The organism is Dietzia aurantiaca, assembly GCF_021033825.1.
Lineage (GTDB): Bacteria > Actinomycetota > Actinomycetes > Mycobacteriales > Mycobacteriaceae > Dietzia > Dietzia aurantiaca.
Window position 1 is genome coordinate 61,947 of record NZ_JAIFXZ010000005.1, and the last position, 15,599, is coordinate 77,545.

15 protein-coding genes are annotated in these 15,599 nt (G+C 66.8%); 9 read left to right on the forward strand and 6 right to left on the reverse strand.

Translation table 11 applies throughout. The annotated features are described in order from the left end of the window. Positions 1-41 precede the first annotated feature (41 nt). From gyrB to dnaA, 6 genes are all read right to left on the reverse strand, one after another. A complete protein-coding gene (gene gyrB / locus K3888_RS07615) occupies positions 42-2,162 on the reverse strand; it encodes a DNA topoisomerase (ATP-hydrolyzing) subunit B (protein ID WP_230929653.1) in 2,121 nt (706 codons plus the stop codon). An 88-nt stretch (positions 2,163-2,250) separates the two neighbouring features. Next, entirely contained in the window at positions 2,251-2,805 is a 555-nt protein-coding gene (locus K3888_RS07620; protein WP_230929654.1) for a DciA family protein, read from the reverse strand. Further along, positions 2,802-4,103 (reverse strand): DNA replication/repair protein RecF, encoded by a 1,302-nt coding sequence (recF, locus tag K3888_RS07625; RefSeq protein WP_230929655.1) that lies wholly within the window; start codon positions 4,101-4,103, stop codon positions 2,802-2,804. Before recF ends, K3888_RS07620 begins: the two co-directional genes overlap by 4 nt. A gap of 18 nt (positions 4,104-4,121) precedes the next feature. Next, positions 4,122-5,297, reverse strand: a complete 1,176-nt coding sequence (gene dnaN / locus K3888_RS07630; RefSeq protein ID WP_230929656.1) for a DNA polymerase III subunit beta — start codon at positions 5,295-5,297, stop codon at positions 4,122-4,124. A 453-nt stretch (positions 5,298-5,750) separates the two neighbouring features. Continuing rightward, complete coding sequence (locus K3888_RS07635; protein WP_230929657.1) at positions 5,751-6,854, reverse strand: alpha/beta hydrolase; 1,104 nt, start codon at positions 6,852-6,854, stop codon at positions 5,751-5,753. A 124-nt stretch (positions 6,855-6,978) separates the two neighbouring features. Next, positions 6,979-8,484, reverse strand: a complete 1,506-nt coding sequence (dnaA, locus tag K3888_RS07640; RefSeq protein WP_372459544.1) for a chromosomal replication initiator protein DnaA — start codon at positions 8,482-8,484, stop codon at positions 6,979-6,981. Between the two features lie 546 nt (positions 8,485-9,030). On the opposite strand from dnaA, the gene rpmH reads away from it, so the two are divergent. From rpmH to K3888_RS07685, 9 genes are all read left to right on the forward strand, one after another. After that, positions 9,031-9,174, forward strand: coding sequence for a 50S ribosomal protein L34 (gene rpmH, locus K3888_RS07645; protein WP_230929658.1), 144 nt, complete (start codon positions 9,031-9,033; stop codon positions 9,172-9,174). Positions 9,175-9,192: 18 nt separating this feature from the next. Beyond that, positions 9,193-9,555 (forward strand): ribonuclease P protein component, encoded by a 363-nt coding sequence (gene rnpA, locus K3888_RS07650; protein WP_230929659.1) that lies wholly within the window; start codon positions 9,193-9,195, stop codon positions 9,553-9,555. Further along, positions 9,555-9,851, forward strand: coding sequence for a membrane protein insertion efficiency factor YidD (gene yidD / locus K3888_RS07655; protein ID WP_269074931.1), 297 nt, complete (start codon positions 9,555-9,557; stop codon positions 9,849-9,851). Before rnpA ends, yidD begins: the two co-directional genes overlap by 1 nt. Before the next feature lie 12 nt (positions 9,852-9,863). Beyond that, the gene (gene yidC, locus K3888_RS07660) at positions 9,864-11,072 is read left to right on the forward strand and encodes a membrane protein insertase YidC (protein WP_230929660.1); all 1,209 of its coding nucleotides are present in this window, start codon (positions 9,864-9,866) and stop codon (positions 11,070-11,072) included. Between the two features lie 129 nt (positions 11,073-11,201). Then, positions 11,202-11,690 carry a Jag family protein gene (locus K3888_RS07665; protein ID WP_230929661.1) on the forward strand — a complete coding sequence of 163 codons (489 nt, stop codon included), beginning with the start codon at positions 11,202-11,204 and terminating at the stop codon, positions 11,688-11,690. Positions 11,691-11,860: 170 nt separating this feature from the next. Next, positions 11,861-12,610 carry a 16S rRNA (guanine(527)-N(7))-methyltransferase RsmG gene (rsmG, locus tag K3888_RS07670; protein WP_230929662.1) on the forward strand — a complete coding sequence of 250 codons (750 nt, stop codon included), beginning with the start codon at positions 11,861-11,863 and terminating at the stop codon, positions 12,608-12,610. Positions 12,611-12,769: 159 nt separating this feature from the next. Continuing rightward, entirely contained in the window at positions 12,770-13,738 is a 969-nt protein-coding gene (locus K3888_RS07675) for a ParA family protein (RefSeq protein WP_230929663.1), read from the forward strand. Beyond that, entirely contained in the window at positions 13,735-14,832 is a 1,098-nt protein-coding gene (locus K3888_RS07680; protein WP_230929664.1) for a ParB/RepB/Spo0J family partition protein, read from the forward strand. The genes K3888_RS07675 and K3888_RS07680 overlap by 4 nt, the downstream gene beginning before the upstream one ends. Further along, positions 14,829-15,500: a hypothetical protein gene (locus tag K3888_RS07685; RefSeq protein ID WP_230929665.1), complete on the forward strand. Its 672-nt coding sequence runs from the start codon at positions 14,829-14,831 to the stop codon at positions 15,498-15,500. Before K3888_RS07680 ends, K3888_RS07685 begins: the two co-directional genes overlap by 4 nt. Positions 15,501-15,599: the final 99 nt, after the last annotated feature.

Consider the following 15,599-nt stretch of genomic DNA (forward strand, 5'->3'; position numbering starts at 1 on the left):
AGGCCACGTCGACACGGTGGCCCTGACCGGGGGTCGCGGCGTCAGACGTCCAGGAAGCGGACGTCGCGGGCGTTGCGGGTGATGAAGCTGCGTCGCGCGTCCACGTCCTCGCCCATGAGAATCGAGAACAGCTCGTCCGCGGCGGCCGCGTCGTCGAGCGTGACCAGGCTCAGCGTGCGCACCGTCGGATCCATGGTGGTCTCCCACAGCTCCTTGGGGTTCATCTCGCCCAGACCCTTGTAGCGCTGGATGCCGTCGTCGACGTTGATCTTGCGCTTGTTCTCGAGACCGATCTTGAGCAGCTCGTCGCGCTCGCGGTCCGAGTAGGCGAAGTCCGGCTCGCCCTTGCCCCACTTGAGCTTGTACAGCGGCGGCCGCGCCAGGTAGACGTGGCCGTTCTCGACGAGCGGCTTCATGAACCGGAAGATCAGCGTGAGCAGCAGCGTCGCGATGTGCTGGCCGTCGACGTCGGCATCGGCCATGAGCACGATCTTGTGATAGCGCAGCTTCTCGATGTCGAATTCCTCGTGGATGCCGGTGCCCAGGGCCGTGATGATGGCCTGGACCTCGGCGTTCTTGAGGACCTTGTCGATCCGCGACTTCTCGACGTTGATGATCTTTCCGCGCAGCGGCAGGATCGCCTGGAACATCGAGTCCCGGCCCGACTTGGCCGAGCCGCCGGCGGAGTCGCCCTCCACGATGTACAGCTCGGACTTGGACGGATCCTTGGAGCGGCAGTCGGCGAGCTTGCCGGGCAGGCCGCCGATGTCGGTGGCGGACTTGCGACGCACCATCTCGCGGGCCTTGCGCGCGGCGACGCGGGCCTGACTCGAGGCGATCGCCTTGTTGACGATCGTCTTGGCCTCCGCCGGGTTGGCCTCGAACCAGTGCCCCACGTGCTCGGCGACCTGACGCTGCACGAAACCCTTGACCTCGGTGTTGCCGAGCTTGGTCTTGGTCTGCCCCTCGAACTGCGGGTCGGCGATCTTGGCGGACAGCACCGCGGCCAGGCCCTCACGGATGTCGTCACCCGTGAGGTTGGGGTCCTTCTCCTTCAGCAGCTTCTTGTCGCGAGCGTACTTGTTGACCAGTGAGGTCAGCGCCGCGCGGAAGCCCTCCTCGTGGGTGCCGCCCTCGTGGGTGTTGATGGTGTTGGCGAACGTGTGGACCGACTCCGAGTAGCCGGAGTTCCACTGCATCGCGACCTCGACCTCGTGGCCGGTGCCCTTGCCCTCGAAGTAGAGGATCGTCGGGTGGATCGACGTCTTGGACTTGTTGATCGCGGTGACGTAGTCCTTCAGCCCGTCCGGGTAGTGGAAGGTGCGCTTGCGCTCGCGGACCTTGGCCGACTCGGCCTCGACCTCCGCCTCGCCCGCAGCAGCCGCCTCGGCGCCCTCGGTGAACGCCTTCTCCGCGTCGACCGCGTTCTCGACATCCGACGCCTCATCCGAGCCCGGGCCCGAGTCGCCCCCGGCGCCCTCGCTGTCCGCGATGGCGTCGAGTTCCGCCGCCTGCTGCGCACGGGCGCGCCGGTCGATGAGCGTGATGGTCAGGCCCTTGTTGAGGAACGCCATCTCCTGGAGGCGGCGGGCCACCAGGTCGAAGTCGTACTCGGTGGTCTCGAAGATCGAGGGATCCGCCCAGAAACGGGTCCGCGTTCCGGTTCCCTCCGCCGGGCCGGCGTCGACGAGCTCGGCCGGCACCGCCATATCGAAGTCCTGGAGCCACAGCCGCCCGTCGCGCTTGATCTGCACCTCGACGCGCGTCGACAACGCGTTGACCACCGAGATGCCGACACCGTGCAGTCCGCCGGAGACCGCGTAGGAGTCCGAGTCGAACTTGCCGCCCGCGTGCAGCTGGGTCATGACCACCTGGACGGTCGGCATGCCCTGTTCGTGCATCTCCACGGGGATGCCGCGGCCGTCGTCGATGACCTCGACTCCGCCGTCCTCGAGCAGCGTGACCTGGACGCCGCTCGCGTAGCCCGCCATGGCCTCGTCGATCGAGTTGTCGACGACCTCCCAGATCAGGTGGTGCAGACCCCGGGGGCCGGTCGAGCCGATGTACATGCCCGGACGCATCCGGACGGCCTCGAGCCCCTCGAGGACGGTGATCGAGGATGCACCGTATTCACTGGGGCTCTTGCTCTTGGCGTCCGCCACGTGCGAACTCCTCGCGTCTCGTCGGGTCTGGGACCGTGCCAGTCTACCTGCGGGAACCGCGGGACGGCCCACAGGCACGCCCGGCGGCCTATCCGTACGTGTCGCGCGGACCGCGTCCGGACACGTGCAACGGCCCCTTGCGCCAGCTCGGTTTCTCCGGTCCTTCGATCTTGAGCCGGCGCACGTGCCCCGGCCCCATCGCGGCCGCGATCTTGCGCAGGATGTCCGCGGACATCAGCCGCAGCTGCGTGGCCCACGCCGTGCTCGAGGCCCGGACGTAGAGGATCCCCTCCTCCAACCGGTCGGGCGTCGCGTGCGCCGAGACGTCCTCGCCGACGATGCGCCCCCACTCCGCGAAGAGCCGGCCGGTCGTGACCTTGTCGTCCCAGCCGCGCTTCTTGGCGATCTGACCGAAGAGCTTGCCGAGGGGCTGCGGATCCCACGGGTCGGCGCCGGACCCGGTCCACCCGCGCTTGCGCAGACGTCGCCCGGAGCCCACCGGGGCGGAGCGGCCGCGACCGACCTGCTTTCCCTCGGCACGCGCCCGGGCCCGTGCCTCCTCGAGCGCCTGCTTGGCGATGTCATAACCACGTTGTGGCGGGTCAGACGGTGTTACCGAATCCCCACCCGGCTTGTTCGTCACAGCGAAACCCCACTTCCGGTATCGGTGTCGCGGCTGTCGCCGTCGTCGTCGTCATCCCCGCCGCTGCCCGGGCCGCCCACGTCATCTTCCCGGCCGCCGCCCGGGTCACCCACGTCGTCGTCCCGCCGTCGTGACAGTGTCATCCCGGAGTGACGATCGGCTCCCTCGCCCGTCATCACGACGTCATGACGCGCCCCGCGTAGCCCGCTCGGCACGTCCTCACCGACCGCCGCGGTGATGAGAACCTGCTCCACGCCGGCCGCCACATCGGCCAGTGCGGCGCGGCGGTGACGGTCGAGTTCGGCGAACACGTCGTCGAGCAGGAGAACCGGTTCGATGCCGTCGGCACGGAACAGTTCGAGCGATCCGAGGCGCAGCGCGAGCGCGAACGACCATGTCTCGCCATGGCTCGCGAAGCCCTTCGCCGGCTCCTCGCCGAGGGCCAGGGTCAGGTCGTCCCGATGCGGTCCGACGAGTGACTGGCCGCGCTCGATCTCCTCACGGCGGCGCCGCCCGAGTTCGCTCAGCAGGAGCGCCTCGACGAACTCGGGATCGGTCAGCTCCGACTCCGCGGGGGGAGACGCGACCCGGAACCGGTAGTCGAGGGCGGCCGGGCGGGACTCCGGCGCGAGGGTCCGATAGGCGTCGACGACGAGGGGACGCAGCTGCTCGAGGAGAGTCACTCGCCCGGCGACGATCCGCGCCCCCAGACCCGCCAGACGGCCGTCCCAGACGTCGAGGGTGTCCAGGGCGGCGGCGGATTCCTCCGGTCGGCTCCGGCGAAGTGCGCTCGACGCCGACTTGAGAAGAGCCGTGCGCTGGCGGAGCACCGAGGCGTAGTCCGCGAGATCGCCGCCGAGTGCGGGCCGACGCTGGGACATCAGCTCGTCGAGCAGCCTCCGACGTTCGGCGGGCTCGCCCCGGACCAGCGCGAGGTCCTCCGGTGCGAACAGCACGGACCGGACCACGCCGAGGATGTCACCGAGCCGCCGGCACGGCGACGTGTTCAGCCGCGCACGGTTGGCCTTGCCCGAATTGAGCGCGAGCTCGACGGTGAGCTCGCGTCCGGCGTTGTGGGCCAGTGCCCCGACGAGGGCGGTCTCCGCTCCCGTCCTGATCATCGGCGCGTCGGCGGCGACCCGGTGCGAACGCAGGGTGGCCAGGACGCCGATCGCCTCGAGGACGTTCGTCTTGCCGTGTCCGTTGCGCCCGATGAGGGTGGTCACCCCCGGCTCCAACTCGAGCTCGAGCAATGGCCAGGAGCGGAAATCCAGAAGTCTCAGATGACGCAGGTGCATGCCGGCTCGCGGCTGACGTCAGCCCGGCAGGCGCACGGGCATGAGGAGGTAGGTGTGGTTCGAGTCGACAGGGGCGATCGCGCCTTCCGCGTCGGGCTCCGGGAGCGTCTCGGGCGCGGGGCGCAGAACGGCCGGCCGGCTGGCCTGGGTGAACCCGAACGCCACGCGCGAGGAGTGGACGCTGCCCAGACCGTCGAGCAGGTATCCCGGGTTGAAGGCGATGGTCAGCGGCTCCCCGACGAAGTCGACCGGGAGCGTCTCGTTGGCCTGCGCGGCGTCGTCACCACCGGCGGAGAGCGCGAGTTCACCTTCGCTGAACGCCAGCCGGACCTGGACACCGCGGTCCGCCACCAGGGCGACACGCTTGATGGCCTGGATCAGGGCGTCGACCTCGACCACCGCGATCGAGTTGTGCTGCGGCGGCAGAAGCTGACGGACCTTGGGGAACTCCGCGTCGAGCAGGCGGGTGGTGGTGCGCTGGCCCGAGACCAGGACACCCAGGATTCCCTCGGCGCCCACCTCGGACCCGGCCCCCAGGCTCAGGTCGACGCGGCCGCCGGAACCAGCGGAACGCGTGACCTCGGAGAGCGCCTTTGCCGGGATGAGCACCTCCACCGCCACGTCATCGCGCGCCGGCTCCCACTCGAACTCGCGGATGGCGAGGCGGAAGCGGTCGGTGGCGATGAGCGTGACCCGCGGACCCTCGATCTCCATCCGGATACCGGTCAGCATCGGCAGCGTGTCGTCCTTGCCGGCCGCGACGACGACCTGCGAGACCGCTTCGGAGAACGCGTCCACCTGCGCCGAACCGGTGACCTCCGGCATGGTCGGCAGCTGCGGGTAGTCCTCGACCGGCATGGTCGGCAGCGTGAACTTGGCGGACCCGCAGGTGATGTACATCTTCTGCGCGGTCACGGTCACCTCGACAGGGCGATCCGGGAGCGCCCGCGCGATGTCGGCCAGCAGTCGACCGGAGACGAGCGTGCTACCCGGCTCGGAGACCTCGGCCGGGACCGAGACCTGGGCCGACGTCTCGTAGTCGAACCCCGAGATGGTCAGTCCCGAATCGGCTTCGAGCAGCACCCCGCCGAGGATCGGAACCGACGGGCGTGACGGCAGTGTGCGCGCCACCCAGGCCACGGAATCCGCGAAGTCCTCGCGGGTGACGCGGAACGTCGGATCCGTGATCTCCATCGATGACCTCTTTCAGGCAGGGCTGACACCGCTTCGGGTATCTGGACGAGTGGTCTTGTAGGGCGGTCGTGCGGCGCGTCCCGTCGCCGGGCGGCGAGACGTCTCCATGAGAGTAACCGCTCGCACCGACACGGGTCACACGGAAGGGGTGTAACCCGGTCAAGCGGACTCGCCGTTCCACATCCCTACTTCTAACAAGAACTATCTAAAGAGATAAGAGGTAGTAGTAGGTCCTGTGAAATTGTGAGCCGAGACTTGTCATTACAGGTCCGGCGCGATTTCGTGGTGTGGACGCGTCCGTTGATTCTTGTGATTTGGTTCGGAGCCGCGGTGGAATCACAAGAGTCGGTCCACCCCTTGTCCACCGTTGGTCCACAAGATCCCACAGCTTTGTCCACAGCTGTGAAAGGTGTGGTTGGTGGTCAAGAATGCGTGATCCGGGGCGCGGGTGAGTCAGTCCTCGTCGCTGCCGATGTCGATATACCGCCGTGACCGGACGTGCGAGTCGACGAATTCGTCCAGTTCCTCGAAGACCCGGCGGGACACCTCGAGCCACGGCATGAGGATCGGGAAGACGTGGAACATGCCCTCGGCCTCGATCGGGTGGACCTCGATGTCCGCGTCCCGCAGATGGGCCACGAGCTCCCGGATCCCGTCCCGGAACATCTCGTTCCCGCCCGAGGTGACGAAGGTGGGCGGGAACCAGTCGGGGCTCAGCGCCGCGTTGACGGTGGAGACCAGAGGATCACCCGGGGCGATTCCCTGGAGATAGGGGGCCGTGGGCACGTTCCACGGCAGGATGTCGTACCGCGCGTTGTCGGAGACGGACGGCTGGTCCAGTTCGAGATCGGTCTCCGGGGAGAACAGGGCCAGTGCCGCCGGCACGGGCATGCCGGACACGTTCAGGTGCGAGATCAGGGAGGCTGCCAGTCCGCCGCCGCCGGAGTCCCCGGCGATGATGAGGTTCTCGGGCTTGATCCCCTGCTCCAGGAGCGCCTCGTACACGCTCGCGGCATCGAGGACGCCGGCGGGGAACGGGAACTCCGGGGCCATGCGGTAGTCGGCGATGAAGACGTCGCAGCCGGTCCGCTTGGCGGTGGCCGAGGCGAAGGCCGCGTACATCATGGGCGAGGTTCCGATGTAGCCACCGCCGTGCAGGTAGAGGATGGTGCCGTCGACCTGCTCCCGTGAGTTCTTGCCGGCGCTGCGGCGGCACCACAGGCCGGGGACCCCCCCGATGACCTCCCGGGTGATCGTCACGCCGTCGATCCCGCGGACATACGGTGGCAGGACGACGGAACAGATCCCGTCGATCACCTGCTCCATGGACCGGAACTCCTCGATCGGGAGTCCGAGTGAGTAGCCCATGAACGACCGGATGGTCTGGCGGGTCACGGACTGGCCCAGATTGTCGACGATGTTCCCCGGGCCCTGCCACGGTCGGACGAACGGGACGCGGGCGAGCCCGGTCAGGAGATTCTGACCCAGACCCACCATCGTGATCGCGGCGACAGCCGGCGATGCGGTCTGAACTTCTGGACGATCGGCCATGACCATTGGTGCCGGGGAGTCGCGGAGCCCGAGATCACGGCCCTGACACCCCTTCCCCCCTCGGGTGAAAGAACGGGCGCGGGCCACCCCGCGCGGAGCATGTGCCGTCGAGGTTAGCGAAAAAACTTCTTCACATCGCGCGGGAGCGTTCGCGGATGCGAGCGGTCAGTTCCTGGATCTGGTCGTAGGTACGCCGATCGTCCTTGATCTCCTTGAGGATCTTGCGCTGGGCGTACATGACGGTGGTGTGGTCCTTGCCGCCGAACGTCACGCCGATCTTGGGCAGCGACAGGTCGGTGAGCTCCCGGCACAGGTACATCGCGATCTGACGCGCCCGTGACAGGGACCGCGTCTTGGACGATCCGCACAGCTCGTCGATGCTCGTCGAGAAGAACTCCGCGGTCACCGCCATGATCGTCGCGGCCGAGATCTGGAGCGAGTCGTCGTCCGAGACGACATCACGCAGGACGACCTCGGCGAGCGGGACGTCGATCTCGTGACCGTTGAGAGAGGCGAACGCGACGACACGGATCAGCGCGCCCTCGAGCTCGCGGATATTGCGTTGGACACGCGTCGCGATCAGCTCGAGAACGTCGCGGGGAACCTCGTAGCCCTCGGATTTGGCCTTCTTGTCGAGAATCGCGATCCGCGTCTCGAGCTCGGGTGGCTGGATGTCGGTGATCAGACCCCACTCGAACCGCGTGCGCAGCCGGTCCTCGAGAGGTTGCAGCTGCTTGGGCGGGCGGTCCGAGGAGATCACGATCTGCTTCTGGGCGTTGTGGATCGTGTTGAAGGTGTGGAAGAACTCCTCTTGCACCTGCTCCTTGCCGATCAGGAACTGGATGTCGTCCACCAGGAGGATGTCCGCTTCGCGGTACCGCTTCTTGAACATGTTCTGGCGGCCGTCACGGACGGAGTTGATGAAATCGTTCGTGAATTCCTCGGTCGAGACGTACTTGACCTTCTGTTCGGAGTACATCCGCAGGGAGTAATGACCGATCGCGTGGAGTAGGTGGGTCTTGCCCAGCCCGGATTCGCCCCAGATGAACAGCGGGTTGTAGGCGCGGGCCGGTGCTTCGGCCACGGCCAGGGCCGCCGCGCGGGCGAAGCGGTTGGAGTTGCCCTGGACGAACGCGCTGAAGGTGTACCGCTCGTTGAGTCCCGGAGCGGTCGCGGCGGACAGCGCCTCGTCGCGATCGCTCCCGTGGAGCAACCGCTCGGCGGCGATCTGCTCCTCGGTCATACGGGCGGGTCGCGGCGCCGAGGGGGTCTCCTCGTCCTGAGGCTCGGGGCGGTGGATCTCGTCCACATCGATGTCCGGCTCGCCCGCGTCATCCGTCGGCTGCTGGGCGCCGGCGAGCGACGTGTCCACCTTCACCGCGAGATCGACGGGTTCGCCCAACTGCGAGCTGAGCGCTCGGGTGATGGGGCCACGCAGCACGGACTCGATGTTGTCGCGCGCGAATGCCGATGGTGCCGCGAGCATCGCGAACCCGTTGACCACGGCGATGGGCTGCACCAGCCGGAGCCAGGCCTGTTGTTGGCGGGACAGGGCCGGGTTGTCGTCGCTCGCGAGGTCCGGATCCGTCAGTCTGTCGAGAACGGCGCTCCACACGTGTTCGAGCTCAGGAGACACGGTGAGCGGTCTCCTCTCGTTTGGTGTCGATGATCGTAGGGTCCGGCGGACTGTCGTCCTTCTCGTGCGGGAACCACACTCTATCCACAGGCGTGATCCCAGGTCCACTGGGATATCCACACGGTTGTCCACAGCTGTGGGTAAACAGACCTCTCCCCTGGAGGTCTGGGGGTTGTGATTCGTCGACGACCGGGTCGGGTGGATCTGGGACGCCTGGGTTCTCGGTTGCGCGGCCCTGTAGGGCTCGATGATGAACGACGGTAACAACACCGTGAACGACTGGGCAACCCTCAAGATCAAGTGGAGACCGGAAGTCAAGCATCATCGCCGTTGGCGTGTCGCGATGGCCTGCAAAGTGGTACGGGAGAGACGAATGTGATCACTCGGTTTGGTGCCGAGCGGCTACTGCGCGTAATCTTGAACAGTCTGTCGCGCGCCTGAAGGGCGTGCGGCGCGTCGTGGTGCCGCCGTCATCGGTGCGTCGACGACGTCTCGAACTCGATCGCGTGCCGGTTTCGGCGCCGACATCAATGTGAGGAGCCAACCATGGCCAAGGGCAAGCGGACCTTCCAGCCGAACAACCGTCGTCGTGCCAAGGTGCACGGCTTCCGTCTGCGTATGCGGACCCGTGCCGGTCGCGGCATCGTCGCGGCTCGCCGTCGCAAGGGCCGTTCCGCGCTGACGGCCTGATTCCGGCCGGGTCGGCGGGTGCTCCCCGGGCGGCACCGGCTCCACCGTTCCGCTGATTTCGCGACGGTGGTGCGTCGGGGTGCCAGGAAGGGCCGCCGGACCATGGTCGTACACGCCCACGTGGACTCCTCGGAGATCCGCGTGGGCGGTCCCCGTTTCGGGCTCGTCGTGAGTAAGGCCGTCGGCGACTCGGTGACCCGTCACCGCGTCAGCCGGCGGCTTCGTCATATCGCGGCCGATCTCATCGACGGGCTCGAGCCCGATCTCATGGTCGTCATCCGGGCCAACCCGGCATCGGCCACTGCGACGCACGAGGATCTCGTACGCGATCTTCGCTCCGGCCTGGAGACGGCGTCCGCCCGGGCGAGAGGCTCGCGGTGATGGCCGGGCCCCGCCCCGGACCCGTTGCCCGGGTCCTTCTGTGGATGCTGGACTTCTACCAGAAGGGCATCTCACCGCTGACGCCCCCGAGCTGTCGGTTCGTGCCGTCCTGCAGCAGCTATGCGGTGGAGGCGGTCCGGGTCCACGGTGCCTGGTACGGTACCTGGCTTTCGGTCTGGCGCATCCTTCGTTGTGGCCCGTGGACCCCGGGCGGCTGGGATCCTGTTCCCGAGCCGCGCGCGCCCGATCCCGGTTCCGAGCCTCCCGAGCATCCCACTTCTTCCGAACGTAGCTAGGACTTCCCACCCATGTCGTTCATCACGGACCCTCTGGTCTATTACCCGATCTCCGGGATCCTCTGGTTCTGGCACAAGATCTTCGCGTTCCTCGGCGGACTCCTGCCGTGGGTGAACAACGCCGATTCCAACGGCATCATCTGGGCGCTGTCGGTGATCTTCCTCGTCGTCACGCTGCGGATCATGCTGTTCTGGCCGGCGGCCAAGCAGATCCGCTTCTCCCGCAAGATGCAGGAGATGCAGCCCAGGATGAAGGAGCTGCAGAAGCGGTACAAGAACGACCGCGAGAAGCTGGCCGTCGAGACCCGCAAGCTGCAGAAGTCCGAAGGGTTCAACCCGCTTCTCGGTTGCCTGCCGATGTTCATCCAGATCCCCGTGTTCCTCGGGCTGTTCCACGTGCTGCGGTCGTTCAACCGGATGGGCACCCAGTTCAACGCGCTGGGGATGACGGCCGAGGAAACCCGTAACACCGGCAACTACGTCTTCAGTGCGGATGGGGTGCAGAGCTTCCTCGACGCGCGTCTGTTCGGCGCGCCGCTGTCGTCTTTCATCTCGCAGCCGGTCGAGCAGTTCCAGGCTTTCGTGGAGCCGGGGGCGATGCTGGACTTCGCCCGCTGGAACATCCTCCTCGTGGCCATCCCGCTGATGGTCGTCTCAGCGGTGACCACTCACTTGAACGCGCGCGTGTCCCTGTCCCACCAGTCGCCGCAGGCCGCCGCCAATCCACAAGCCAAGATCATGAACCAGCTGATGCTGTGGGCGTTCCCCATCGGCATTCTGGTGACCGGTGCATTCTGGCCGATGGCGATCCTCGTCTACATGGTCACCAACAACCTGTGGACCCTCGCGCAGCAGTACTACCTGTACGAGAAGATGGCCAAGGAGGATGACGCCGCTGCGCTGCAGCGTCGCGAGGAGCAGAAATCGCTCGCGCCGAAGGTCGGTGTCAAGCCGGTCAAGGCCAAGAACGCCCGTGCGGCCGGGTCCGCCCAGGGGTCGGCGCCGCGTGGTCAGGAGGGCGCGACCTCCACGATCGAGGTGGATGGCGGCGTGCCTTCCGCAGCCGACGGGGAGGCGGCGCCTGTGGGCGCGGCACCGACGCCGGGGGCCAAACCCCGTCCCGGCCAGAAGCCGCACGCTCCGGGTGGGCAACGCAGCAGGCCCGCTCAGAAGGCCTCCGGCTCCAAACCGAAGAGCAAGAAAAAGAAGAAGAAGCGCTGACCCGAACGGACTGCGCACACGGACAAGGTCCCCGATGCCCCGGCATCCGGGACCTTGTCCCATACTTGGGGTAGGTACTCGCCGCTCGGAGCATGTGCGGCGATCGGCGTTCACGACGGAGGCAGGTCCATGTCGAAGAGAAACATCGAGGTGTCCGAGGAGCGTTTGGTCGAGGAGGGCGAGGTCGCCGGTGACTACCTTGAACAGTTCCTCGACATTCTGGACTTTGATGGGGACATCGATCTGGACGTCGAGGGTGATCGCGCCATGGTGAGTATCGATGGCGGCGAGGATCTCGACTCTCTCGTCGGGACGGATGGCGCTGTGCTCGATGCTCTTCAGGAGATGACGCGGCTCGCCGTGCAACAGGAGCTCGGCGACCGGAGCCGGCTGATGCTGGATATCGCAGGCTGGCGCGCGAACAAGCGGGAGGCGCTCTCCGAAGCCGGCCGCGCGGTGGCGCACCGTGTTCTCGAGGCCGGTGATGCCGAGGAGATGGAGCCGATGAGTCCGTTCGAGCGGAAGATCATCCATGATGCGATCGCCGAGATCGAGGGTGTCTCCTCCGATTCAACCGGTGTCGAGCCGAATCGCCGGGTTGTCGTTCTTCCGGCGTAGCGATCGACGATGGCGTTCCAGGGGTGCGGGGTGACATCCGCACCCCTGAGCTAGTTGGCCGGTGTCCAGCACTGTGGTGCGGGCCCGGCCGTTAGTCACAGCTGTGTAATTCCCTGTGGAGTTTCACGTGAAACACCACTCCCCCGACCCGATTGTGAGGCGTATCGACCATGACCGAACACACAGGTGTTGAACCGTCACGTGACAGCCTCGGAGCGAATGGGCCCGGCGATGACGCCGCGACCCCGCCACCGCCCCCCGGCGTCGAGACGGTGTTCGGCGAGAGGTCGGGTCAGGCGCAGCAGTACGTGGACTTCCTCTCCACCGCCGGGCTCGAACGGGGGCTGATGGGTCCACGTGAACGGCCACGGCTGTGGGATCGACACGTACTCAACAGTGCGGCCGCCGCGTGCCAGCTGGCCGACGGTGAGTCGGTGGTCGACATCGGTAGCGGTGCCGGACTGCCCGGCATTCCTCTCGCACTGGCCCGGCCGGATCTTCAGATGACGCTCGTCGAGCCGCTATTGCGGAGGGTCACTTTCTTGGAGGAGATCATCGACAGCCTCGGGATCGACGTCCGGGTGATCCGTGGCAGGGCGGAGGATAAGGCGGTCATCGCTGAGGCGGGAGAGGCGGACGTCGTGACGTCTCGTGCAGTTGCCCCGCTGGCCAAGCTCGCCGGTTGGTCTGCCCCGCTTCTCAGAGTGGGTGGCCAGATGGTTGCGCTCAAGGGATCATCGGCTGTGGAGGAGATCGAACGGGACCGAGTCGCGCTGGCGCGTTTGGGCTTCACTAACACTCGGGTCGAGGTGGTCTCGGCGCCGGATGCGGAAGAGACGAGGCTGGTTATCGCCACACTGGGGACTAGGATGGGGGGCCGGGGCGCGCGCTCGCGCGGCTCTGCCAAGCGTCGACGGTGAGTTGGGCGCAGCCGCGTTGGACCATGGACCGATTGAACTCTGCCACCCGGACAATGTCGGTTTCACGTGAAACACTGGGCTTGCCGAGTCGGGTGGGACACGGCGCGGTCGACCGACCGTGAAGACCACCAGCTGATCGAGTGATTTGAAAGGTGACGGATGTCCGACCACGAGACCCCGATCTTCGCCGCCGCGAGGCAGGCGAGCGAGGTGCTCCGCGGGGACGCGCCTGCGTTGCCGCGCCCGACCGAGACCAGGATCATCACCATCGCCAACCAGAAGGGCGGGGTAGGTAAGACCACCTCGACCGTCAATCTCGCGGCGGCTCTCGCGATGCGCGGCCTGGGGGTCCTGGTGATCGATATGGATCCACAGGGCAACGCGAGTACGGCACTGGCCGTAGATCACCGTGAGGGGACTCCGTCCAGCTACGAGCTCCTCATGTGGGAACAGGCTGCGGAGGACTTGATGCAGAAGAGTCCCCACGCGGAACGGCTCTTCTGCATTCCGGCCACGATCGACCTGGCGGGCTCGGAGATCGAGCTGGTCGGTCTCGATTACCGTGAGCGTCGCCTTGCCGAGGTCTTGGACAAGGACGACCTGGCGTCGCTGGGGATCGACTACGTCTTCATCGACTGCCCCCCGTCGCTCGGGTTGTTGACTGTCAACGCGATGGTCGCCGCCCACGAGGTACTGATTCCTATCCAGTGTGAGTACTACGCACTCGAGGGCGTCGGTCAGTTGCTTCGGAACGTAGAGCTGATCCAGCAACATCTCAACCCGAGCCTCGACATTTCCACCATCATGCTGACGATGTACGACGGCCGCACCAAGCTCGCGGAGCAGGTTGCCGGTGAGGTTCGAAACCACTTCGGAGACCGGGTTCTCAAAACCGTGATCCCACGCAGCGTCAAGGTGTCGGAGGCCCCAGGCTTCGGAATGACCATCCTCCAGTACGACGCCGGTTCGCGTGGAGCGCTCGCGTATCTCGACGCGGCGAGAGAGCTCAATGGCCGGGATCCAGCACTCGGGGGCAACGTGGATCAGACAGCGGACCCTGACGCTGAGCGCGGCGCTATGGTCGCTTCGGCGAATGACGGCGAGACCAACGTGGAGGATGGCCGATGAGTCAGCAGCGTAAGGGCGGACTTGGGCGTGGTCTTGCCGCGCTCATCCCCACCGGTCCGGACGAGGGCCCCAGGCTTGGCGACGACGCCGCGGACCTCATCCTCGGACCGCGGTCGGGCGGCCCGCGCACCACTCCCCCGCGTCCGCGTTCTGCAGGCGGGTTACCTGCTCGTGGTGAGTCGGCGGCGAAGACAGAGCAGCGGGGCTCTGCCACCGATGCAGGAACCGAGCCGAACGTTTCACGTGAAACAGCGGAGCTCGTCGATCCGGGTGCGGTGTACCGCGAGATCTCTCCCGCAGCCATCGAGCCGAACCCCAAGCAGCCGCGCACCTACTTTGACGAGGAAGCGCTCGCCGAGCTGTCCCACTCGGTCAAGGAGTTCGGGCTGCTTCAGCCGATTGTCGTCCGTGAACTGGGTGACGGTCGCTATCAGCTCATCATGGGTGAGCGGCGCTGGCGGGCGAGTCAGCGGGCAGAACTCGCCACCATCCCCGCTATCGTCCGCCAGACCGAGGATGAAGATCTCCTCCGGGATGCGCTCCTCGAGAACATCCACCGGGTGCAGCTCAATCCCCTCGAGGAGGCGGCGGCGTATCAGCAGCTGCTCGACGAGTTCAAGGTGACGCAGTCCGAGCTCGCTTCGAGGATCGGCCGGTCACGTCCCGCGATCACGAACAGCATCCGGCTTCTCCAGCTCCCCACCGCCGTGCAGCGTCGCGTCGCAGCCGGCGTCCTCTCTGCCGGTCACGCCCGTGCCCTGCTCGGGCTCGAGGCCGGTGCCGCAGCGCAGGATGAGCTGGCGGCTCGTATCGTGGCGGAGGGGCTCTCCGTCCGGGCCACCGAGGAGATCGTCACGATCGCCAATCGTGAAGGCGACAGCTCGGAGAGAAAGCCCCGTCCGGAGCCCCGGGGTCGTCAGCGAAATCCGGAGCTGGAGGCCGTCGCCGGTCGGCTCTCGGACCGCTTCGAGACCACGGTCTCCGTCTCGATGGGTCGCCGGAAGGGGCGGATCACGATCGACGTGGGCGACACAGATGATCTCGAGCGCGTCCTGGAATTACTCGAGGGTGGGTCGGCCGGAACCTCGCGATGATCTCCCTCCGCACACTCAGTCTCGCCGCAGTGGACCAGCTCGGGCCGAGGAGCCGACGCTGTGTCTACTGGCAGACCGACGGGGTCGACGCCGCTACAACGCCCGGCGATCCGCAGTTCGAGAAGGAGGCATGGATCTCCCATGTCAGTCTCGAATGGGGGGCGTGCGGACAGATCGCGAGCGAGGGGGACCATGCTGCAGGCGCCGTGTTCTACGCGCCGCCGGGAATGGTGCCCCGGGCAGCCTGCTTCCCCACCGGGCCTGTAGGCGCCGACGCCATACTCCTGGCGGGAATGACGGTCGAGTCCGGGGCGCCCGCCGGCGTCCTCACCGCCCTGCTGGATTCCGTCGTGGTGGACCTACGTAGTCGCGGAATCAAGGCGATCGAGGCCTTCGGGGTCACGAACGAGAACCCCGACCCGGAAGCGTCACGTGACGGGTGCGGAGCAGACGCATGCGTGCCACCCGCGAGCTTCCTGGTGGAGCACGGGTTCACCGTGGTCGTCGACCATGAGACCTACCCCCGACTGCGCCTGGACATCGACAGTGAGCATCAGTGGAAGGCCGACGTCGAGCACGCGTTGGACAAGCTCTTCGCGGAACGCGGAATTGTCACCCGAGAGCTCGGAGTCCTCTCCGGCGCCTCGGCGATGATTCGGAGCCTCTGACGGCCGTTCAGAGAAGCGGCAGGACACCGGGGTAGCCCGGGGCACCGATCTGTGCGCTCACGCACGGAGCGAGCGAATCAGGCCGGTAGTGCGCGCGTC